The sequence below is a fragment of the Ensifer sp. EB106-05-01-XG146 genome (assembly GCF_058791875.1).
The window spans coordinates 3,735,675-3,758,928 of the sequence record NZ_JBYTDX010000001.1 but is presented as its reverse complement, the minus strand read 5'-3'; the positions used below and the strand labels follow the sequence as shown (position 1 = coordinate 3,758,928).

Below are 23,254 nucleotides of genomic sequence, written 5' to 3'. Positions count from 1 at the left end.
CCGATCGGCTCAATGGTCTTCGTTCCGCTGGACAGGGCCGTCCTTCGGTTCTGAACCATTCTCCAATGCGTGACCTGATGGCTTGGCTTCGGTCACAGAGTGGCGTTCGGCTCCCGGCTTCCCATTCTCCTTGAGGAGCGCAGCCCGGCACTGCTAGGCTCGCTAGAAAGTCATCAGGACAGTCGGGATTTCATTGACGCGCCTTCCGTGATGATGCTTTCGCCGCGCGGCTCGTAAGCGCGCTGGTCGCGCAGGATCTGGAAGGCGATCGTCAAAAGCTTGCGCGCCATCGCCACACGCGCCTTGTTGGTTCCTCTGATCTTCAGGTGCTCATATTGGGCGCGAAGCTGTGGATCGCTGGCGATCGCCGGGGTGACCGCTTCGACAAAAGCCCAGCGCAGCCACTTGTTGCCCTGCTTGATGATCTTGCCGTGATAGGTCTTGCCGCCGCTCGAATAGGTCGAGGGCACCAGCCCGGCATAGGCGGCCAGCTTCTTCGGGTTGCGGAACCGCGCTATGTCATCGATCTCCGCGTCGATCAGACGGGCGAAGAACTCGCCGATGCCGGGGATCGTCTTCAACAGCCTCACGTTGGGATTGGCCTTGGTCATCGCCCGGATCGTCGCTTCCGACTGCTTGATCCGCTCATCGATGTCGCCAATGAAAGCGAGGCCACGGTCGATCTGGATGCGGTCGATCTCAGAGACGTTGACCTGCGAAAGCTGAATGCGGCCGGCCTTACCAAACAGATCGCCGAGCGTCTTCAATTGCGCCGTCTGCTCCGGATAGCGATCAAACACCGTGACGATGCGGTTCTTCGTCATCGTGCGCAGCCGCACGTAGAACATCCGCTCCCGCAGGGCGACACGCAGGTCCCGCGACCGCTCGCTTGGCGCCCAGGCTTCCGGCACCAGGTCGGCGCGCAGCAAATGCGCCAGCACGGTCGCATCGATCTTGTCGGTCTTGATCTTGGCGTCGGCGATCGCCTTGACCTTCAACGGGTGGGCGAGAACGACATCATCACAAATGTCGTCGAGCCAGTCGTAGATAACCATCCAGTTGCGCGTCGCCTCGACAACCGCATGGCTGTTTTCGCGGTACCGCTCGAGAAACCCGCCGAGCGACTGGCGATCGTTCTTCACCCGGCCGGAGCGCAGCGTCTTGCCGCTGCTGTCCTGCACCACCAGATGGCTATAGGATTTGTGGTAATCAACGCCGATATGGTAATCATAGGACGCAGTCATGCTTCCAACTCCCGTGTTGAGATCTCCAAAACCCCAACAGGATAAGCCGAAAGGCCGGAAGCGTGGCTGTCCCTCAATCATCACCTGCATCTCAGTGATCCGTTCTCTCAGCGGACGCGGTCTCTTTCATGCCACCTCCTTTTGCGAAAACACTGCTCGATAAGAGAGGGCGCTGCCCGCCAAAAGGCAAGGGAGCCGCAAAAAGAATCAATCGCCTCCAGGCCGGCCCCGGAGCTTCTTGATCTCCCCGCGACCCGACTTCTCCTTGAGACGCCGCTCGACGGAACCGCGCGTCGGCTTGGTCTTCTTGCGCGGCGGCGGCGGGGGTTCGGCAGCCTTCAGGATCAACTCCTTCAGGCGCTCGCGCGCATCCTCGCGGTTGCGCTCCTGGCTGCGAAAGCGGCTCGCCTCGATCATCAGCACGCCCTCTTTCGAGGCGCGCTTGCCGGCGATCTTCAGGGCGTTGGCCTTGATGCGATCGGAAAGCGCCGGAGACGCCTGGACGTTGAAGAACAGCTGAACGGCGGTCGACACCTTGTTGACGTTCTGCCCGCCCGGGCCACCGGCCAGCACGAATTGCTCCGTTAGCTCCCAGCCGGCAAGGACGATATTGTCGTTTATGTAGAGCGGGTCGCTGGCCATGGTTCACCTCGGCCCGATCTATGGCACAGAGCGAACCCGTTGAAAACACTGCGGCGCCGCGCGTCTCATCAGAGGCGCAAAGGTCGCCGTAGCACTTTGGCTCGCCTTAGATCGAAGGGGATTTAAAGGGACACAGAGCGGGCGCGAAAGCGAAAAACCCGGCCACAAGGACCGGGTTTCACGTGAATCATAGCCGACAATGTTTATTCGGCGGCGATCTTCGTACCGGGAGCCGCGTCGCGAACGCTGCCGTCCACATGGCTCTCGAACTTGGCGAAGTTCGTGATGAACATGTCGACCAGGCGGCGGGCCTGTGCGTCATAGGCTGCACCATCGGCCCAGGTCGAGCGTGGGTCGAGGATGCCGTCGTCGACGCCCGGGACCGAGACCGGAACGGCAAAGCCGAAGTTGGCATCGGTGCGCAGTTCCGCAGCGTTCAGCGAACCGTCAAGCGCGGCCGCGAGCAGAGCGCGCGTCACCTTGATCGGCATGCGGCTGCCGGTGCCGTAGGCGCCGCCGGTCCAGCCCGTGTTCACCAGCCAGCAGGTGACGCCGTTCTTGGCGATCAGGTCCTTCAGCAAGTTGCCGTATTCCGACGGGTGACGCGGCATGAACGGTGCGCCGAAGCAGGTCGAGAAGGTGGCTTCCGGCTCGGTAACGCCCTTTTCCGTGCCGGCGACCTTGGCGGTGTAGCCGGAAAGGAAGTGGTACATCGCCTGTTCCGGCGTCAGCTTGGCAATCGGCGGCATGACGCCGAAGGCATCGGCGGTCAGCATGATGATGGTGCGCGGCTGCGGTGCGGTGCCGGTGGCGCTGGCATTCGGGATGAAGTCGAGCGGATAGGCGCAACGGGTGTTTTCCGTCAGCGAACCGTCGTCGAAATCAGGAACGCGGCGCTCGTCAAGCACGACGTTTTCCATGACGGTGCCGAAGCGGCGGGTCGTGGCGTAGATTTCCGGCTCGGCGGCTTCCGACAGGCGGATCGCCTTGGCGTAGCAGCCGCCTTCGAAGTTGAAGACGCCCTGCTCGCCCCAGCCGTGCTCGTCGTCGCCGATCAGCGTGCGGGTCGGGTCGGCCGAAAGCGTCGTCTTGCCGGTGCCGGAGAGGCCGAAGAAGATCGCGGTGTCGCCGGCCGCGCCCACGTTTGCCGAGCAGTGCATCGGCATGACGCCCTTCTTCGGCAGCAGGTAGTTGAGAACGGTGAAGACCGACTTCTTCATTTCGCCGGCATAGGACGTGCCGCCGATGAGGATCAGGCCGTTGGTGAAGTCGCAGGCGATGACCGTCTCGGTGCGGCAGCCGTAGCGCTCCGGATCCGCCTTGAAGCTCGGCAGATCGATGATCGTCAGCTTCGGCAGGAAGGAGCCGAGCGCTTCGCGGGCTGGGCGAATCAGCAGATTGCGGATGAACAGCGAATGCCAGGCGTACTCGGTAACGACGCGCGTCGGCAGGGCGTTGTCGGCATCGGCGCCTCCAACCAGGTCCTGCACATAGAGCGACATGCCCTTGGCGTGCTCAAGCATATCCTTGCGCAGCAGGGCAAAATGCTCCGGAGACATCGGCTTGTTGTTGTCCCACCAGATCTGATCGTCGGTGTTCGCATCGCGAACGACGAACTTGTCCTTCGGCGAGCGACCGGTGTGCTGGCCGGTACGGGCGACGAGCGCACCGTGTGCCGTCAGCTCAGCCTCGCCGCGGCGAAGAGCTTCCTCATAAAGCTCTGCGGCTTCGAGGTTGTACCGAACCGTTTCCAGGTCGATAAAGCCGAGTTTTTCCAAGCCGTTCGCGAGATTGCGAGTGCCGAGTTGCTCCATGGTCAAGCTTCCTTCGTGTTTGGCCATTGGCGTTGAATTTCGCCGGACCTTACTTGCATGCTCGCTCAAAAACAAGGCGACGTCAAAAAAAGAATAATGATTTCAGTATATTAATCGATTTAAAGAAAATTATCGTTTTTTTAATCGGTTGAAATCGGCCTCCCGAACACCGATCTGACGGGACCTATCCTATCGTCACGACAGGTGCTTTTTGGGCTTCGCCACAATTTGTTCCACCTTTATACTCACTAACGCACCCGTGACTCGCGAATGCCGGAGTTTTCGGGGACGGGACCGGCACCTCAAAAGACGGAGTTGAACACGATGCAGACCATCGCGCTTGTCGATGATGACCGGAATATTCTGACGTCCGTATCCATCGCCCTGGAGGCAGAAGGCTACAAAGTCGAGACCTATACCGACGGCGCTTCCGCGCTCGAAGGCCTGCTCGCCCGGCCGCCGCAGCTTGCGATCTTCGACATCAAGATGCCGCGTATGGACGGCATGGAATTGCTGCGCCGCCTGAGGCAGAAGTCGGACCTGCCGGTGATCTTCCTCACCTCCAAGGATGAAGAGATCGACGAACTCTTCGGCCTGAAGATGGGCGCCGACGACTTCATCACCAAGCCGTTTTCGCAGCGCCTTCTGGTCGAACGCGTCAAGGCGATCCTGCGCCGCGCCGCCAACCGCGAAGCCGCGGCCGCCAATCCGAACAATACCGTCAAGGCAACCGACGCGCCGTCGCGCTCGCTCGAGCGTGGGCAGTTGGTGATGGATCAGGAGCGCCACACCTGTACCTGGAAGAGTGAGCCGGTGACCCTGACGGTGACGGAATTCCTCATTCTCCATTCGCTGGCGCAGCGCCCGGGCGTGGTGAAGAGCCGCGACGCACTGATGGACGCGGCCTATGACGAACAGGTCTATGTCGACGACCGCACCATCGACAGCCACATCAAGCGGCTGCGCAAGAAGTTCAAGATGGTCGACAACGACTTCGACATGATCGAGACGCTTTACGGTGTCGGCTATCGTTTCCGGGAGAGTGCCTGAGCCTCGGGGCTTGCCATCGCGCCCAGAGTGGCGCATTTGAAGCGGCGCGATGGTGATGGCCTCATCTGAGGCTCGACACGATCTCCGCCGTCTTCGGATCAAAACCATGGAAGGCGGCGCAACCGGCCGGCAGCGCCGCCGCTATCGAACGATTATGAAGGACAGTCCGCGCGGGAGCGGGACATTTGGTAGAAGTCTTGCACGGCGACATTGAAGACACTGACGGGCGTGCCCAGGCACTGAAGGGCCAGCGCCGCTGGGCGCATCCCTTCACGCTCATTCGTCGTCTCTTCGGCAATGCCGTCTTCTCGAGCCTCACCCGCCGTATCGTCTTCTTCAACCTGGTGGCGCTCGTCGTTCTGGTCGGCGGCATCATGTACCTCAACCAGTTCCGCGAGGGGCTGATCGACGCGCGCGTCGAAAGCCTTTTGACCCAGGGCGAAATCATCGCCGGCGCGATCTCCGCTTCCGCCTCGGTCGATACCAATTCGATCACCATCGATCCCGAAAAGCTGCTGGAGCTGCAGGCTGGCCAGAGTATCACGCCGCTGCCGAGCGACGAGGATCTCGACTTCCCGATCATCCAGGAGCGTGTCGCGCCGGTTCTGAGGCGGCTGATCTCGCCGACGCGCACCCGCGCCCGGCTGTTCGACGCGGACGCCGACCTGCTGCTCGATTCGCGCCATCTCTATAGCGGCGGCCAGGTGCTGCGCTTCGACCTGCCGCCGATCGAGCCGGAGGCGACGGGCATCGGCGAAAAACTCAACAGCTGGCTGAACAAGCTTTTGCAGCCGGGCAATCTGCCGCTCTATAAAGAACCGCCGGGTGGCAACGGCTCGATCTACCCTGAGGTGACCAATGCTCTGACGGGCGTGCGCGGCTATGTCGAGCGCGTTACCGAGAAGGGCGAGCTTATCGTTTCCGTGGCGGTGCCCGTCCAGCGCTTCCGCGCCGTTCTCGGCGTGCTCCTACTTTCGACCCAGGCCGGCGACATCGACAAGATCGTCCAGGCCGAGCGCCTCGCCATCATCCGCGTCTTCGGCGTCGCGGCGCTCGTCAACATCATCCTGTCGCTGCTTCTGTCGTCGACGATCGCCAATCCGCTGCGCAGGCTTGCGGCAGCAGCGGTGCGCGTGCGCCGCGGCGGCGCCAAGGAGCGCGAGGAAATTCCCGACTTCTCCTCGCGCCAGGACGAGATCGGCAACCTATCGGTCGCGCTGCGTGAGATGACGACTGCGCTCTATGACCGGATCGCCGCGATCGAAAACTTTGCCGCCGACGTCAGCCACGAACTGAAAAACCCCCTCACCTCACTGCGCAGCGCCGTCGAGACGCTGCCTTTGGCGCGGACCGACGAATCGAAGAAGCGGCTGATGGACGTCATCCAGCATGACGTCCGTCGCCTCGACCGCCTGATCAGCGATATCTCGGACGCCTCGCGTCTCGACGCGGAACTTGCCCGCAGCGACGCCAAGACGATCGATCTCGAAAAACTCCTCGGCGACCTCGTCGATATCTCGCGCCAGGTCCGCAGCAAGAAGAAGGCGGTGCTGCTCGATTTCGTCATCGACCGCAAGGACAGCCCCAAGGCGCGCTTTGCCGTCAGCGGCTACGACCTGCGCATCGGCCAGATCATCACCAACCTGATCGAAAACGCCCGTTCCTTCGTTCCCGAGGACGGCGGGCGGATCGTCGTGCGCCTCACCCGCTCGCGCTCGCGCTGCCTCGTCTATGTCGAGGACAACGGCCCGGGCATCCAGGCCGAAGACATCGACCGCATTTTCGAGCGCTTCTATACCGACCGGCCGGAAGGCGAGGATTTTGGACAGAACTCCGGCCTCGGGCTGTCGATCTCCAGGCAGATCGCCGAAGCCCATGGCGGCACGCTCAAGGCCGAGAACATCGCCGGACCGGATGGCCATATCACCGGCGCGCGCTTCGTCCTGTCCCTGCCCGCCGAGCCGCACGCGTGACAACGGCCCGCGCCAATGTCCACGGCACCGCAATCGTGCTCGGGACACGCGGCTTCCTGCTTACCGGCCCGTCCGGCAGCGGCAAATCCAGACTGGCGCTCGCCTGCATCACGGCCGCCCGGCAGGCTGGACATTTTGCAGCGCTCGTCGCCGACGACCGGGTGGATCTTGCGCTCGAACACGACCGGATCGTGGCGCGCTGCCCGCCCTCCATTCACGGCCTCATCGAAATCCGCGGCTCCGGCATCGGCACGATCGAAACCGTGCCTGCCGCCGTGATGGACTGGGCCATTCTGCCCGTCGCCGTCCCATTCGACCCGCGGCTACCGCCCGAAGACGAGACATTCCCCCTGCCACTCGGGCGCGTATTGCCGATTGTTCGCGTTCCCGTTGAAGAAGGCGCCCAGGTTCTCAATATTTTGCAGGCGCTCATCGCTGAAAAAATAGGTTTCTAGCTCGATTTACCGTCAGCGCGACCGGAATTTCGGCATTTTTGGCTTGCACTTCCCCTTTTCCTTGCCAAGATGCCCTCCCCAACAGGTGGACGAAATTGCTGCATTGCGATATCTGGCCATCAGTGAATTGCGTGTGCAGTTGGAGCGAAGATACCCATGATCGGACTTGTGCTTGTCACCCATGGCAAGCTGGCTGAGGAATTTCGACATGCGCTTGAGCATGTTGTCGGTCCGCAAAAAGCTATAGAGACCGTCTGCATCGGCCCCGAGGACGACATGGACCAGCGTCGGCAGGATATCCTCGACGCGGTCACCAATGTCGACGAAGGCAACGGCGTCATCATTCTCACCGACATGTTCGGCGGGACCCCCTCCAACCTCGCCATCTCGGTGATGCGCAGCGGCACCGTCGAAGTGATCGCCGGCGTCAACCTGCCGATGCTGATCAAGCTTGCCGGCGTGCGCGGCGAGAGCGACATGGACAAGGCACTTGTCGAGGCCTCCGAGGCCGGGCGGAAATACATCAACGTCGCCAGCCGCGTCCTGAGTGGAAAGTAATGGATCACCGCCCCGACATGTCGCTGACGCGCGAACTGCTGATCATCAACAAGCGAGGCCTGCATGCGCGGGCGTCAGCAAAGTTCGTGCAGACGGTTGAGGCCTATGACGCCGAGATCACCGTTTCGAAGGACGGCATGACCGTTGGCGGAACCTCGATCATGGGGCTGATGATGCTGGCCGCCAGCACCGGCTGCAGCGTTTGCGTGACCGCCAGCGGCGCGCAGGCCGAAGAAGCCCTGAACGCGCTCGACGCTCTGGTCGCCGACAAGTTCGGCGAAGAAATCTGACGGCAATATAAAGATATAAAGACTTCTTTATATCGAGGTTGCTCTCCACCCTGAATCCTGATAGATCGGTCGCACTCTCACCGCGTCGTATAGGCGTGGGAGGCATAATCGCGCCGCGGAGATGGCCAAGGCCGCGCGGCTTGAAGAGATCAGCCCGGAGAACTCCATGACCACCACTCAGGACTACATCGTCGCCGACATCGGACTTGCCGATTTCGGGCGCAAGGAAATTGCGATCGCCGAAACGGAAATGCCGGGCCTGATGGCCTGCCGCGAAGAGTTCGGCGCTTCGAAGCCGCTGAAGGGCGCGCGCATCACCGGCTCGCTGCACATGACCATCCAGACCGCCGTCCTCATCGAGACGCTGGTCGCGCTCGGCGCCGACGTACGCTGGGCTTCGTGCAACATCTTCTCGACCCAGGACCACGCCGCAGCCGCGATCGCCGCCAGCGGCGTTCCGGTCTTCGCCGTCAAGGGTGAGACGCTCGAAGAATACTGGACCTACACGGACAAGATCTTCCAGTGGGCCGACGGTGGCGTCTCGAACATGATCCTCGACGATGGTGGCGACGCCACCATGTACATCCTGCTCGGCGCCCGCGCCGAAGCCGGCGAGGACGTGCTCTCCAACCCGGGCTCCGAGGAAGAAGAAATCCTCGTCGCGCAGATCAAGAAGCGCCTTGCCGCTTCGCCGGGCTGGTTCACCAAGCAGCGCGACGCGATCAAGGGCGTGACCGAGGAAACCACCACCGGCGTCAACCGCCTCTACCAGCTCCAGGCCAAGGGCCTGCTGCCCTTCCCGGCGATCAACGTCAACGACAGCGTCACCAAGTCGAAGTTCGACAACAAGTACGGCTGCAAGGAATCGCTGGTCGACGGCATCCGCCGCGGCACCGACGTGATGATGGCCGGCAAGGTCGCCGTCGTCTGCGGTTACGGCGACGTCGGCAAGGGTTCGGCCGCCTCGCTTTCCGGCGCCGGCGCCCGCGTCAAGGTCACGGAAATCGACCCGATCTGCGCGCTCCAGGCCGCCATGGACGGCTTCGAAGTCGTCCAGCTCGAAGACGTCGTCTCGTCGGCCGACATCTTCATCACGACGACCGGCAACAAGGACGTCATCCGCATGGACCACATGCGCGAGATGAAGGACATGGCGATCGTCGGCAACATCGGCCACTTCGACAACGAGATCCAGGTCTCGGCTCTGCGTAACCTGAAGTGGACGAACATCAAGCCGCAGGTCGACATGATCGAGTTCCCGAGGGGCAACCGCATGATCCTGCTTTCGGAAGGCCGCCTGCTCAACCTCGGCAACGCCACCGGTCACCCGTCCTTCGTGATGTCGGCCTCGTTCTCCAACCAGGTCCTGGCCCAGATCGAGCTCTTCACCAAGGGTGAGAAGTACAAGAACGAAGTCTACGTCCTGCCCAAGGCGCTCGACGAGAAGGTCGCTCGCCTGCACCTCAAGAAGCTCGGCGCCAAGCTTTCGGAACTTTCCGAAGAGCAGGCCGACTACATCGGCGTGAAGACGCAGGGTCCGTTCAAGGCTGAGCACTACCGGTACTGATCCTTACCCGGGCAATCCACAACATCTTGTGGCCGCGTTCTTGACAAGAGAGCGCGGCCGCTTTTTTGGGCCTCTCCCTTCCCGACGATTCGACTAGGAAGTATGCTCTAACCCATTGATTCGTGATGCCGGTGCGGACCTTGGGCATCGCGGATGGGATGTCTTGTCGAATTAGCGGCAAACAGACGGAGACAGACCGGGGATGCAATCGGAACTGACGCGGACCCTTGAACAGGGCCCCGGTGGAACTGTGCAAGGCGCAGCAAGGCCGGCAGCACCCTTCGGACAGACGGGGATGGCAGCGCCATGAACAAAGACCACACAGATTTTCCGGCCATCTGCCGCAAGGGTCCGAAATTCCTGCGCCGCCTTTTGGCCGGCACCGCCCTTTTCACCGCCACGGATGCTCTCGCCCAGGTTGTCCCGCAAAAGGCCGGCATCTTCGGCTCGTCGGAAGTCGTCACCTTTTCCGTGCTGATCGGCGTCATTTCCGCTGCGATGATCTCGGCGATCTGGCTGATCCGCCAGCGCGGCAACATCGAGGCGGAAAACCGCGAGCTTAGGTCCGACCTTTCCGACGCCAACCAGCGCCTCTCGCGCTACCAGGCGCTGGTCGCCGACAAGAACCGCCGGATCGTCATCTGGGACGGGCTTCTCGAACGCGCCGAACTGCTCGGCCAGCTGCCGGCGGAAACCGGCGCGCCTTCCGACGACCGCGACTTCCTGGCCTTCGGCCGCTGGGTCAAGGCGCAGTCTGCAGGCGAGCTCGAAAAATCGATCGAGGCGCTTCGCACCCAGGCCCGCAGCTTCGATCTCGTCATCGAAACGCAGCGCAACGAAGTGCTGGAAGCCCAGGGACGCGTTTCCGGCGGCCGCGCCTTTGTGCGCTTCATCGCGCTCAACAACATGCGGGCGGAGCTCGCCGAACTGAAGCTCGAACACGACCGGCTCAATATCGCGCTTCGCTCCTTCCATACGCTCCTCGACGCAATCGACCTGCCCGTCTGGCAGCGCGGCACCGACGGCGCGCTCGTCTGGGTCAACGAAGCCTATGCCGACGCCGTCGAGGCACCCGATGTCGCCACCGCCGTCGCGGAAAAGCGCGAGTTGCTTGCGACCGTTGCGCGTGAAAAGATCCGGTCGGTCTCGACGTTCGATACGCCTTTCCACGACAAGGTCTCGACCGTCGTGCGCGGCAACCGCACCTTCTTCGACGTCGTCGACGCCCGCAGCGCCGCCGGTTCGGCCGGTATCGCAGTCGATATTTCGGGGATCGAGGCCGTGCGCGAAGAGCTCAACCGCACGCTCAAGAGCCATGCGGAAACGCTCGACCATCTGGCGACGCCCGTCGCGATCTTCGACGGCAACCAGCGTCTGCAGTTCTACAACCAGGCCTTCCAGCGCCTGTGGAACCTCGATATCGGCTTCTTGGAGCGCAAGCCGGACAATGGCGAAGTGCTCGATCGGCTGCGCGCCGGCGGCCAGCTGCCGGAACAGCTCAACTGGAAACAGTGGAAGGCGAACGCACTATCGGTCTACCAGGCGCTCGATACACAGAGCGACCTTTGGCACCTGCCGAACGGACAGACATTGCGCGTCTTTGCCACCGCCCGCCCGCAGGGCGGCGTTACCTGGGTGTTCGAGAACCTGACCGAGAAGGTCGACCTCGAAACGCGCTACAACACCCTCGTCCAGGTCCAGGGCGAAACCATCGATCACCTGGCCGAAGGCGTAGCGGTGTTCGGCCCGGACGGCCGCATCCGCCTGTCGAACCCGGCGTTTCGCGCGATCTGGGGCATCAGCGAGGCTGAAGCCAAACCCGGTACGCATATCAAGGCGATCGAGCAGGCCTGCCTGATCTCCTACGACCAGCCCGACGGCTGGAAGCGTTTCACCCACATCATCACCAGCTTCGACGACGAGCGGCCCTCCAGCCGCGGCATTCTCGAACTCAGGACCGGGCTGATTCTCGACTACGCGGTCATCCCGCTGCCGAACGCCCAGACGATGCTGACCTTCGTCAACATTACCGACAGCGTCCGGGTCGAGCGCGCGCTCACCGAAAAGAATGAGGCGCTGCGCAAGGCCGATGCGTTGAAGAACGACTTCGTCCACCACGTCTCCTACGAGCTGCGCTCGCCGCTCACCAACATCATCGGTTTTGCCGATCTCTTGAAGACGCCGGCTTTCGGCGACCTCAACGAGCGCCAGGCAGAGTATGTCGACCATATCGCCACGTCGTCGTCGCTGCTTCTGACGATCGTCAACGACATCCTCGATCTTGCGACCGTCGACGCCGGCATCGTCCAGCTCGACCTTGCCGACATCAGCCTCACCGATTTCCTCGACGACATCGCGTATCAGATGGCCGACCGTCTGACCGAAAGCGGCGTGACGCTCCGGATCGCCGCACCTGATAATCTCGGCCGGATGGTCGCCGATCAGCAGCGCCTGAAGCAGATCTTCGTCAAGCTGCTCACCAATGCCGCGAACTTCGCCCCCGATGGCAGCGTCATCGAACTGGCGTGCCGCCGCGAGGGCAGCGACTTCATCTTCTCGGTCTCCGACAGCGGCCCCGGCATTCCGCAGGACGTGCTCGACACGGTCTTCAACCGCTTTGAAAGCCACGGTCAGCGCGGCGGCGCCGGCCTCGGGCTTTCGATCGTCGAGAGCTTCGTCAGCCTGCATCACGGCACGGTCTCGATCCGCAGCAAGGAAGGCGAAGGCACGGAAGTGACCTGCCGCATCCCTTCGGCCGACGTGCCGGCCACCGTCGCGGCCGAATGATGCCGGCGATCGAGCGCCATCTTGCAAACGAGGCGGCAACGATCGAGCTTGGTGAGGACCTGGCGCTCGCCCTGAAGCCTGGCGACTGCGTCGCTCTTTCGGGCGATCTCGGCGCCGGCAAATCCACACTGGCGCGCGCCTTTTTGAGGGTCGTCGCCGATGACGACGGCCTGGAAGTGCCGAGCCCGACCTTCACGCTGGTCCAGAGCTACGACTTGCGCATACCCGTCGCGCATTTCGACCTTTACCGGCTGGCCGATTCCAGCGAGCTCGACGAACTGGGCTTCGATGAAGCCCTGTCGCAGGGCATCTGCCTGGTCGAATGGCCGGAACGGGCGGACGACGCCCTCCCCTCACGTCGCATCACGCTTGCGATCACCCACGAGAAGGACGGGCGACGCGTCGATATTTCGGCGCCTGATGACACGCTGCAGCGCATCGCCCGAACGCTTTCGATCCGCGAATTTCTCGATACGAACGGACATTCCAAGGCGCGGCGGCGGCACCTGAGCGGCGACGCCTCGATCCGGGCCTATGAGCGCATTTACCCGGCGGACGGCTCCGTTAGCCGGATTCTGATGGATTCGCCGCGGCACAAGCCGGGCCCGATCCTTCAGGACGGAAAGTACTATCAGCAGCTGGCGCATATCGCCGAAGATGTCGTTCCCTTCGTCGCCGTCGACCAGATGCTCATTGCCCGCGGCTTTGCGGCGCCTGAAATCTACGCCCGCGACATCGACCAGGGCATCCTCTTGATCGAAGATCTGGGCTCGGAGGGCGTCCTCCATGCGGACGGAGAGCCGATCGACGAACGCTACATCGAGAGCGCGCGGCTGCTTGCTCGCCTGCACGCGGAACCGGCCGAGGCCGAGATCAAGGTCGAGCCGACTGTGATCCACCGCATTCCGGATTTCGACCGGACGGCGATGAAGATCGAGACGCGGCTTTTGACCGACTGGTATCTGCCCTGGAAACGCGGCGCGCCGGCAAGCGACGACGAGAAGCGCGAATATGGAGAGATCTGGGACGGCCTGATCGACCTCCTGCAGACATCCGAAACGAACCTGCTGCTGCGCGATTTTCACTCGCCGAACATCATCTGGCGCGGGGAACGCGAAGGTCTGAACCGGATCGGCCTCATCGATTTCCAGGACGCAATGATCGGTCCGACTGCCTATGACGTCGCGTCCTTGGTTCAGGATGCCCGCGTCACCATCCCGCCTTCGCTCGCAAGCCGGATGATGGACGCTTATTTCGCCGAACGGCGCGGGGGTGGTAGCTTCGACGAGGCAATGTTCCTTCGCGACTGGCACCTGATGTCGGCGCAGCGCAACTGCAAGCTCGTCGGCATCTGGGTGCGACTGATGCAGCGCGACGGCAAGCCCGGCTACATGAAGCACATGCCGCGCACTTTCGCCTATCTTCAGGCGGCGCTTTCACATGAATCGCTGAAACCCTTGCACGACTGGTGTATGAAGACCGGAATCCTCGTTTCCGAATCAGCGAACTGACAGAGAATCAATGTCGATCAGCAATGCGATGGTGCTCGCCGCGGGCCTCGGCACCCGTCTTCGTCCGATCACCAACACCATACCAAAGCCGCTCGTCGAGATCGCCGGCAAGCCGATGATCGACTACGTGCTGGACCTCCTGGTGGAGGCCGGCGTCAGCACGGCCGCGGTCAACGTGCATCATTTCGCCGACCTGATGGAAGGCCATCTCAGCCAACGCAGCGCCCCGGAGATCGTGATTTCGGACGAGCGCGAGGCGCTGATGAATTCCGGCGGCGGTCTCGCCAAGGGGCTGAAACTGCTGCCGGAGGGGCCGGTTCTGGTGATGAATGCCGATCTCTTCTGGGTCGGCGAGCCCAAGGGCAAGCCCAGCAACCTGACGCGCCTGGCCGCCGCCTTCGACGCGGAGCGCATGGACATGCTGCTCCTTTGCGTGCGCGACGAGGATACGACCGGCCACAACGGCAAGCGGGATTTCTCGCTGGGTGACGACGGCAAGCTCACGCGCTACGCCGAAGGCCTGCCGAACCCGGTGGTCTATGCCGGCGCGATCGCGCTTCACTCCCGGCTTTTTGCCGACGCGCCCGACGACGCCTTCAATCTCAACATCTACTTCGATCGCGCCGCCGAAGAAGGCCGTCTTTACGGCCTGCTGCTCGACGGTCACTGGATGACGGTCGGAACGCCCGAGGCGATCGGCGAAGCGGAGGCGGCGATCCGCCGCCACCAGCCGGAGGGATGAGCGTGCGTGGCCGCCGGTCCAACGTCTTCACGATCCCGCCCGGCCTCCCCTTCCTGAAGACGCTCGCCGAAAAGCTTTGCGACGGTAGCCTGACGCCGGACTTCCGCTACGACCCGGCCGATCCCCTGCCGCTTGCCGGCGTGACGATCTTCGTGCCGACGCGGCGCTCGGCCCGTGTGCTCCGGTCCGAGTTCGTCGACCTGCTCGGCGGCCGCTCCACCATCCTGCCCACGATCAAGGCGCTCGGCGAGACCGATGACGACAGCGGCTTCTTCGATGCCGAGGTGCCGGCGATCCTCGATCTCGCCCCGCCCCTGCCCGGGACCGCACGCCTGATCGAGCTTGGCCGGCTTATCCTCGCCTGGCGCAACCGGCTGCCGAAGGTGGTGCTCGACATCCATGCGGAGAGCCCGCTGATTGCGCCGGCAAGCCCTGCCGATGCGATCTGGCTCGCGCGCAATCTTGCCGACCTCATCGACGCGATGGAGACGGAAGAACTCGACTGGGACAAGCTCGACAAGCTCGATGCCGGCGAGCACGCCCTCTGGTGGCAGCTGACGCTCGAATTCCTGAAGATTGCCCGCAGCTACTGGCCGGAACGGCTGGAGGAACTAAAACAATCCTCGCCCGCGCGCCACCGCAACGCGATCCTGCAGGCCGAGACGCAGCGCATCGCCGCCGGCAAGATCGAGGGCCCGATCATCATTGCCGGTTCGACCGGCTCCATTCCCGCAACGGCCACGCTGATTGCCGCCGTGCAGAAGCTGCCCAACGGTACGATCGTGCTGCCTGGCCTCGACCAGACGATGAGCGAGGCCGAATGGGACATGATCGTCGCCAACGCCGCCCTTGACGGCAGGCCGGACCCGGCAAGCCGCAGCCACCCGCAATACGGCTTTTACAGGCTGCTGAAACGCATGAGCGTTCTGCGGCCCGACGTGACCGCCCTGGCTGTCGCCGAGGTCGACCTCGAAGTCCGTGCCGAGATCCTGTCGCACGCTCTTCTGCCGGCCAAGGCGACCAATGCATGGACCGCGATGCGCAGCGAGCTGGATCCGGCGTTGCTGCAGCAAGCCTTCCAGGATGCAGCCCTCATCGAAACCGCCAACGAACGCGAGGAAGCGGCCGCGATCGCGGTCGCCTTGCGGCTCGCGCTCGAAGGCAGCGACGAGAGCCAGGCAGCGCTGATCACGCCGGACCGCAATCTCGCACGGCGGGTCGGCGCCGAGCTTGCCCGCTTCGGCATCGAGGCCGACGATTCCGCCGGTACGCCTCTCATCGCGACGCCGCAGGGCAGCCTGCTGCGGCTGCTGCTAGAAGCATGCCTGCGCCCCGGCGATCCCGTGCCGTTCGTCGCGCTTCTCAAGCATCCGCTGGCGCGCTTCGGGCTTTCCCGCGACAGGATGCGCGAAGGGGCCGACGCGCTGGAACGCATGGCACTGCGTGGCAGCACCGCGACGGTCGATCTGCTGGTGCTCGAATCCGTGCTCGACGCGGCGATCGTCCGGCACAAGACCGATCGCCATCCACCGGAATGGCGCATCGGCATCGGGAATGACGCGCTTCAGGCGGCCCGCGACGTGGCGGCGAAGATCGGTCTCGCGGTGGCGCCGCTCGCCTCCGCGCTGACGCGCAGCCGGGACGGCAGCCGCGTGTTTTCGGACGAATTTACCTTTGCCGACTGGGCGATGCGCACCGGCGAGGCCCTGGAAGCGGCCTCAGCCGACGAGCGTGGCGACCTCGGTGGGCTTTGGTCCGGCGAGGCCGCCGATACGCTCGCAACTCTCCTTCGCGGCATCATCGAGACCGACGGCCAGATGACCGCGGACGGGCCGCAATGGTGCGATGTCGTCGAAGCCCTGTCGGCCAGCGCCGCGGTCAAGCCTCGCTCCATGCGCCATCCGCGGGTGTTCATCTTCGGCGCGCTGGAATCGCGCCTGCAGAGCATGGACCTGGTGGTTCTCGGCGGCCTGAACGAAGGCAATTGGCCGGGCCAGACGGCCAACGATCCGTTCCTGTCGCGCACCATGAAGACGGGGATCGGTCTTGAGCCGCCTGAACGACGCATCGGCCAGCTTGCGCACGACTTCCAGATGGCCTGCGGCACAAGGCGGCTGATCTTCACCCGCTCGATGCGCCAGGGCGCAGCACCCACCGTCGCCTCGCGCTGGCTGCAGCGGCTGCTGGCGCTCGGCGGCGAACGGCTGACGCGAGCGCTGCACGCCAATGGCGCCGACTATCTCGCCTGGGCCCGCATGCTTGACGACGGCGGCCGCCAGCCGCTGGCCGAGCGCCCCGCCCCCAAGCCACCGGCGGACCTGCAGCCGCGCAAGTACTCTTTCAGCGAAGTGTCGCGGCTACGGCGCGACCCCTACGCGATCTATGCGCGACGCATCCTTCGGCTGGATCCGCTGCTGCCGTTCAACAGCGACCCCGGCCCGGCCGAGCGCGGCACGCTTTACCACCAGATCGTCGAGCGTTTCGTACGCGCGGGCGTCGATCTGATGTTGCCGGCGGCGGAAGAGGTCATGCACCGGCTGCTGAACGAGGCTTTCGACGAGGCGCGACTGCCCACCCATATCGACACGATCTGGCGGCCGCGCTTTGCCGCGGTCGGCTTGGCCTTCATCAAATGGGAACGGGACCGCGCCCGCTTCATCCGCCGGTCGCGCACCGAAGTGGCGGCATCGATGGAGCTCGGCGTCGCCGACATGCGGCTGACCGGCATTGCCGACCGGCTCGATACGCTGACCGACGGCAGCGTCGAGATCGTCGACTACAAGACCGGCTCGAGCCCATCGACCAAGGAAGCGCGCGTGCTGCTCGACCCGCAGCTCGCGCTGGAAGCCGCGGCCCTCAAGGCCGGCGCCTTTAAGGACGTGCCGCCCAGCCACCCACAGTCGCTGCTCTATGTCCGGCTCAAACCGGGCGCGCGCTTCAAACCGGAAGCGGTCAACAACGAAGGCAGCAAGTCGAAGGAGACGAAGTCGGCCGATCAGCTTGCGGACGAGTCGCTTGCCGAACTCAGGAAGCTGCTATGCGCGCTGCTTTCGGGCAAGCATGGCTTTGCCTCGCGCGTGATTGTTCAGAAAGAGCGCGATTATGGCGGCGAATACGACCATCTGGCACGCGTAGCCGAATGGTCGACGGCCGACAGCGAAGAGGAGGATGGCGATGAGGGATGACGACCTCGGCCCCGAACAGGCGACGCCTCAAAGCTGGCTCGACTGGACCTCGCGCCGGCAGTCGCTGGCTTCGGACCCGGACCGCTCCGCCTGGGTGTCGGCCAATGCCGGCTCCGGCAAGACCCACGTGCTGACCCAGCGGGTGATACGGCTGCTGCTTGCCGGCTGCCGCCCCTCGGCGATCCTCTGCCTCACCTATACCAAGGCGGCGGCCTCCGAAATGTCGAATCGCGTGTTCGAACGGCTGGCCGAATGGGTAACGCTCGACGACGCGACGCTCGAAAAGCGGATCGAGGCGATTGAGGGCGAGCGGCCCGGGCGCTTGAAGCTGCAGGAGGCGCGGCGCCTGTTCGCCCGCGCGCTGGAGACCCCGGGCGGCCTGAAGATCCAGACGATCCATGCCTTTTGCGAGGCGCTGCTGCACCAGTTTCCGCTGGAGGCCAATGTCGCCGGCCATTTCTCGGTTCTCGACGATCGCGCGGCTGCGGTTCTGCTTGCCGATGCGCGCCGGCTGCTGCTGACCGCGACCGCGGCCAAGGACGATCCGGCTCTTGCCCACGCCTTTGCCACCGTGCTCGACATCGCCGACGATACCGGCCTGGAAAAGCTGCTGGCCGCAATCGTCGAAAACCGAACCGCGATCCAGGTCTTCCTCGAACATGCCGACGGGCTCGGCGGCACCGAGGCCGAGCTGCGCCGGGCGCTGAAGCTTTCGCCGGGGGAAAGCGTCGACGGCGCCATGGCGACGATCTGGCCCTTGGCGGGCTTGAACGGCGCGGCGCTCGAACGGTACTTCTCGCTCGCCACCAGCGTCGGCGGCACGAAGGTGCTCGACTTTGCGGAGGGGCTGAGGACCGTTTCGAAGATGACGGATCTCAGCGCGCGCTATGACGGGCTCAGGCATCTGTTCTTCACCGGCACGGGCAAGCCGCGGGCGCAATCCGCCTTCCTCAACAAGGCGATGCAGCAGGCTGCCCCCGATCTCATTGACCTCGTGGACGAGGCCTATCGCCATGTCGTCGCCTGCATCGATCACATCAGCATCCTCAGGATGTTCGAGGCGACGCTGGCGGCGCTGACGCTCGCCGGGCGGCTGAATACCGACTACGAGGAACTGAAGCGACGCCGCAGCCAGCTCGATTTCGAGGACCTGATCAACCGCACGGCGGCGCTCTTTGCCCGCGGCGACGTCAGCGCCTGGGTACACTACAAGCTCGACCAGGGCATCGACCATATCCTCGTCGACGAGGCGCAGGACACCAGCCCGGCGCAGTGGACGATCATCCAGGCGCTGGCTTCCGACTTCTTCTCGGGCGAGAGCGCACGCGGTACTGCCCGCACGATGTTTGCTGTCGGTGACGAGAAACAGTCGATCTACTCCTTCCAGGGCGCCCGTCCGGAGCGGTTTTCGCGCGAGAGCCAGGAGACCGAACGGCGGGTGCGCGACGGCGGCAAGGCTTTCGAGCCCATCCGCCTGCAGCTCTCCTTCCGCTCGACCGTCGACGTGCTTTCGGCCGTTGACGCCGTCTTTGCCAATCCGGCGCATGCGCGAGGCCTCAGCGCCCGCAACGAGCCCGTGGTGCATGCTTCGAACCGCATCGGCCATCCCGGCGCCGTCGACATCTGGGACGTGATTGCCGCCGAACCGGTGGATACAGACGAGGAATGGACCGCCGCCTTCGACGCAACGCCGGAGAGTGCGCCGGTCAACATCCTCGCCCGCCGGATCGCAGCCACGCTGGAAAGCTGGATCGGCAAGGAGACGATCGTCGAGAAGGGCGTTCGCCGGCCGATGCGCCCGGGCGACGTGATCGTACTGGTCCGCAAGCGCGACGCCTTCGTCAATGCTCTGACGAGAGCACTCAAGCGCCGCAACAACATTCCGGTCGCCGGCGCCGACCGGTTGGTGCTCACCAAGCATATTGCCGTCCAGGACCTGCTCGCCCTCGGGCGGTTCGTGCTGTTGCCGCAGGACGACCTGTCGCTGGCCGCGCTGATGAAAAGCCCGCTGTTCAACCTCGGCGAAGACGCGCTGTTCGAACTCGCGGCGCGGCGCGGCGAAGGCGAAAGCCTCTGGGAGAGGCTGCAGCATGAAGCCGATGACGGTATCCTGTTTCACCAGACGGCGCGAACGCTGAAATCCTACATGGCGCTCGCAAGCCAGCTGGCGCCGCATGACTTCTATGCCCGCGTCCTCGGCGTGCATGGCGGCCGCGCCGCCTTTCTCGCGCGGCTTGGCACCGAGGTCAGCGACATTCTCGACGAGTTCCTGACCTTCGCGCTCGACCAGGAAAGAAGCGGCCTGCCCGGCCTGCAGGCCTTCGTCTCGACGCTGGAAATGGAAGCGCCGACGGTCAAGCGCGAGCAGGACAAGGAACGCGACGAAGTCCGGATCATGACCGTGCACGCGGCCAAGGGCCTGGAAGCGCCAGTCGTCTTCCTCGCCGATGGCGGCGGGGCGGCGTTCAGCAACCAGCATGTGCCCTCTCTTCGCTTCCTGGAGCTTGCCCAGAGAGACGGCACCGTCCTGCCGCTTCCGGTGTGGCGCGCGCCGGGCGCGGAATCGAACTCGCTCATCACCGCCGACGGCGAGCGGCTGAAGACGCTGGCTGAGGAAGAATATCGTCGCCTGCTCTATGTCGGCATGACCCGCGCCGCCGACCGCCTGATCGTCTGCGGTTATCGCGGCCAGCGGGCCGTTACCGATACATGGCACGCTATGGTTCAGGCGAGCCTTGCCGGAGACGAGAGCGGCCGCGGCCACCCGACCAGTTTTCACGCCGGCGGCGAGGAATGGTCCGGCCATGCCTGGCGCGAGAAGCAGCTCGAACGCGATCTGCCCTCCGGCGATGCGCGCTCGGCCGATTCGGGCCGTCCCGCCACCGCCCTGCCAAAGGCGCTTTCGACGCCACTGCCGCCGCAAAAACGGCTGCCGCGGCCGCTCAGTCCTTCCGGCGTCGGCATCGCGGTTGACGAGGACGATGGCGATGCGCTCGTCGGCTCGGCTCTTTTCTCAGAAAAGGCCCCGGCAAACCTCTCGATGCTGCGCGGCGCCATCCTGCACCGCCTGCTGCAGGTTCTGCCCTCGATGGCGGGAGACGATCGCCGGGCCGCGGCCGAACGCTATCTCGAGCGATCCGTGCCCAGTTGGCCTTCAGAACAACGCGCCGCACTGATCGCCAGCATCGAAACCGTGCTCGACCATCCGGACCTCGGCGCAGTTTTCTCGGTGAGCAGCCGGGCCGAGGTTTCGGTCATGGGTACGCTGACGCTCGGCAAGCGTGAGCACGCGGTTTCAGGCCGGATCGACCGGCTGGCCGTCCGCGATGGCGTCGTGACGATTGCGGACTTCAAGACCAACAGGCAGGTGCCGGCATCGCCTAACGACATTCCCTTCGCCTACACGGCGCAGCTTGCCATCTACCGCGCGCTCCTGCAGCCGCTTTATCCGGCGCATGCGTTTCGGTGTGTGCTGATCTTCACCGAGGGGCCGGCAATCCACGTCGTTCCCGACCAGGCACTCGACAGGAGCCTTGAAGACCTCGCAACAAAGTGAGATACCCGATATTGAAAATCCAGCGGTGCCTTCTCACATGAGACACAACATCTGGATACTGCCATTCCGAACGCAAGGAGCAGCCTATGGCTACTGTAAAGGTCGATACGTCCAATTTTCAGCAGGAAGTGCTGAACTCCGCCGAGCCGGTGGTTGTCGATTTCTGGGCTGAATGGTGCGGCCCGTGCAAGATGATCGCCCCGAGCCTCGAGGAAATCTCGAACGAACTCGCCGGCAAGGTCAAGGTTGCCAAGCTCAACATCGACGAAAACCCGGAACTGGCCGCCCAGTACGGCGTTCGCTCGATCCCGACGCTCGCCATGTTCAAGGCCGGCGAAGTGGCTGACATCAAGGTTGGCGCCGCCCCGAAGACGGCCCTGTCCTCGTGGATCTCCACGGCGGTCGCTTAAAGCGAGTTCACTGCTGAAAACGTTGAAAGCCCGGCATGCCGGGCTTTTTTCTTGTCTTAAATCTGGAAGCGGGATGGCGGTCCCAGCTGCCGATCACTTCGGCGGCGTGCCGTTGTCGGCAAGCACATCGCCCACCAGATAGAGCGAGCCACCGATCAGGATGCGCGGCGGCGCCGGATCTTCGTCGACCAGATTGGCGATGACCGTCAGCGCCTCGGCAACGGACGAGACCGCCGAAGCCTCGAAGCCGACCGATGCGGCATCACTGGCCAGCGCCACAGGATCAAGCCCAGCATCGGAACCGCGGATCGGAACGGTGAAGACCTGCTCAGCGAGATCGAGGAAGGCGCGGAAGTAGCCGATCGGCTCCTTGGTGTTGATCATGCCGATGATCAGGAACAGGGGGCGCGATTCGCGCTCCTCGAAGGTCGCCATTGCCTCGGCGATCACCTGACCGGCGCCGGGATTGTGGCCGCCGTCGACCCAGATCTCCGCGCCATTGGGCCCGTAATGCGTGAGCTTACCGCTGGTCAGGCGCTGCAGGCGTCCGGGCCATTCGACGCCCGCGAGGCCCCTCTCGATCGCCGCTTCGGAAACATCGAAACCGGCGGCCCGCACCGCGCGGATGGCGGCTGCGGCATTGGCATACTGGTGGCGCCCCGGCAGCTTCGGCAGCGGCAGATCGGCGAGCCCGCCTTCGTCCTGATAGACGAGGCGACCGAACTCCTCATGCGCCATGAAATCCTGGCCATAGACAAACATCGGGCAACCGAGGCGTTCCGCCGTCGAGACGAGCACGTCACGGGCGGCCTCTTCCTCCTGCTGGCCGATTACCACGGGGCAGCCACGCTTCATGATGCCGGCCTTTTCGGCGGCTATCAGCTCCACCCGATCACCGAGATGGGCCTGATGGTCGAGCGAGATCGGCATGACGACCGAGACGGCCGGCCGGGCAATAACGTTGGTCGCGTCGAAGCGGCCGCCGAGACCAACCTCGATGATCGCCACGTCGGCCGGGTGCTCGGCAAAGAGCAGGAAGGTGACGGCGGTCAGGATCTCGAAGACGGTGATCTTCTCGCCGCCATTGGCTTCGGCGACGCGACGCACGGCATCGGCGAGAACGGGATCGCTGACGAGCCTGCCCTTGCCACCCTTGACGCCCAGGCGATAGCGCTCGTGCCAGTTGACGAGATGCGGCGACGTGTGGACGTGAACGCTGAGGCCGGCTGCTTCGAGGATCGCCCGCGAAAACGCGGTCGCCGAGCCCTTGCCGTTGGTACCGGCGACATGGATCACCGGCGGAAGACGATCCTGGGGATTGCCGAGGGCGGCGAGAAGCCGGGTGATCCTGTCCAGCGACAGGTCGAAGCCCTTGGGGTGAAGGGCGAGAAGTTTTTCGATCTCGTAGCCCGCTTCGCTGGCTTCCACCGCTGCCATCTCTTAACCCCGCCCCGACACGCTCGGCTGCTA

At 64.0% G+C, this 23,254-nt stretch carries 16 protein-coding genes; 12 read left to right on the top strand and 4 right to left on the bottom strand.

Annotated features, from left to right (window positions below; genetic code table 11):
• Window positions 1-173 precede the first annotated feature (173 nt).
• From AC3WVQ_RS18455 to AC3WVQ_RS18445, 3 genes are all read right to left on the bottom strand, one after another.
• Entirely contained in the window at window positions 174-1,244 is a 1,071-nt protein-coding gene (locus AC3WVQ_RS18455; RefSeq protein WP_192373398.1) for an IS110 family RNA-guided transposase, read from the bottom strand.
• A gap of 207 nt (window positions 1,245-1,451) precedes the next feature.
• Entirely contained in the window at window positions 1,452-1,886 is a 435-nt protein-coding gene (gene arfB, locus AC3WVQ_RS18450; protein WP_034801693.1) for an alternative ribosome rescue aminoacyl-tRNA hydrolase ArfB, read from the bottom strand.
• A gap of 203 nt (window positions 1,887-2,089) precedes the next feature.
• On the bottom strand, window positions 2,090-3,700 hold the full coding sequence (locus AC3WVQ_RS18445) for a phosphoenolpyruvate carboxykinase (RefSeq protein WP_060608919.1): 1,611 nt from the start codon (window positions 3,698-3,700) through the stop codon (window positions 2,090-2,092).
• Between the two features lie 324 nt (window positions 3,701-4,024).
• Between AC3WVQ_RS18445 and chvI the strand changes: the two genes are divergently transcribed.
• From chvI to trxA, 12 genes are all read left to right on the top strand, one after another.
• A complete protein-coding gene (gene chvI, locus AC3WVQ_RS18440) occupies window positions 4,025-4,750 on the top strand; it encodes a two-component system response regulator ChvI (protein WP_034801691.1) in 726 nt (241 codons plus the stop codon).
• A 239-nt stretch (window positions 4,751-4,989) separates the two neighbouring features.
• Window positions 4,990-6,723, top strand: coding sequence for a sensor histidine kinase (locus AC3WVQ_RS18435; protein WP_218685636.1), 1,734 nt, complete (start codon window positions 4,990-4,992; stop codon window positions 6,721-6,723).
• Complete coding sequence (locus AC3WVQ_RS18430) at window positions 6,720-7,178, top strand: HPr kinase/phosphorylase (protein WP_110819716.1); 459 nt, start codon at window positions 6,720-6,722, stop codon at window positions 7,176-7,178. The genes AC3WVQ_RS18435 and AC3WVQ_RS18430 overlap by 4 nt, the downstream gene beginning before the upstream one ends.
• Window positions 7,179-7,334: 156 nt before the next feature.
• Window positions 7,335-7,736, top strand: a complete 402-nt coding sequence (locus AC3WVQ_RS18425; protein ID WP_034801684.1) for a PTS sugar transporter subunit IIA — start codon at window positions 7,335-7,337, stop codon at window positions 7,734-7,736.
• Window positions 7,736-8,026, top strand: coding sequence for an HPr family phosphocarrier protein (locus AC3WVQ_RS18420; protein WP_043624332.1), 291 nt, complete (start codon window positions 7,736-7,738; stop codon window positions 8,024-8,026). Before AC3WVQ_RS18425 ends, AC3WVQ_RS18420 begins: the two co-directional genes overlap by 1 nt.
• A 166-nt stretch (window positions 8,027-8,192) precedes the next feature.
• The gene (ahcY, locus tag AC3WVQ_RS18415) at window positions 8,193-9,593 is read left to right on the top strand and encodes an adenosylhomocysteinase (protein ID WP_110819723.1); all 1,401 of its coding nucleotides are present in this window, start codon (window positions 8,193-8,195) and stop codon (window positions 9,591-9,593) included.
• 306 nt (window positions 9,594-9,899) lie between these two features.
• On the top strand, window positions 9,900-12,380 hold the full coding sequence (locus tag AC3WVQ_RS18410; protein ID WP_110819715.1) for an ATP-binding protein: 2,481 nt from the start codon (window positions 9,900-9,902) through the stop codon (window positions 12,378-12,380).
• Window positions 12,380-13,891: a tRNA (adenosine(37)-N6)-threonylcarbamoyltransferase complex ATPase subunit type 1 TsaE gene (gene tsaE, locus AC3WVQ_RS18405; protein ID WP_110819714.1), complete on the top strand. Its 1,512-nt coding sequence runs from the start codon at window positions 12,380-12,382 to the stop codon at window positions 13,889-13,891. Before AC3WVQ_RS18410 ends, tsaE begins: the two co-directional genes overlap by 1 nt.
• A gap of 10 nt (window positions 13,892-13,901) precedes the next feature.
• Window positions 13,902-14,633, top strand: a complete 732-nt coding sequence (locus AC3WVQ_RS18400; RefSeq protein WP_090295144.1) for a nucleotidyltransferase family protein — start codon at window positions 13,902-13,904, stop codon at window positions 14,631-14,633.
• Window positions 14,634-14,635: 2 nt separating this feature from the next.
• Complete coding sequence (gene addB, locus AC3WVQ_RS18395) at window positions 14,636-17,818, top strand: double-strand break repair protein AddB (RefSeq protein ID WP_252160433.1); 3,183 nt, start codon at window positions 14,636-14,638, stop codon at window positions 17,816-17,818.
• On the top strand, window positions 17,808-21,374 hold the full coding sequence (addA, locus tag AC3WVQ_RS18390; protein WP_110819712.1) for a double-strand break repair helicase AddA: 3,567 nt from the start codon (window positions 17,808-17,810) through the stop codon (window positions 21,372-21,374). The genes addB and addA overlap by 11 nt, the downstream gene beginning before the upstream one ends.
• Before the next feature lie 86 nt (window positions 21,375-21,460).
• On the top strand, window positions 21,461-21,784 hold the full coding sequence (trxA, locus tag AC3WVQ_RS18385) for a thioredoxin (RefSeq protein ID WP_034801674.1): 324 nt from the start codon (window positions 21,461-21,463) through the stop codon (window positions 21,782-21,784).
• Between the two features lie 93 nt (window positions 21,785-21,877).
• On the opposite strand, the gene AC3WVQ_RS18380 is transcribed toward trxA, so the two are convergent.
• Entirely contained in the window at window positions 21,878-23,221 is a 1,344-nt protein-coding gene (locus AC3WVQ_RS18380) for a bifunctional folylpolyglutamate synthase/dihydrofolate synthase (protein WP_110819711.1), read from the bottom strand.
• Window positions 23,222-23,254 lie beyond the last annotated feature (33 nt).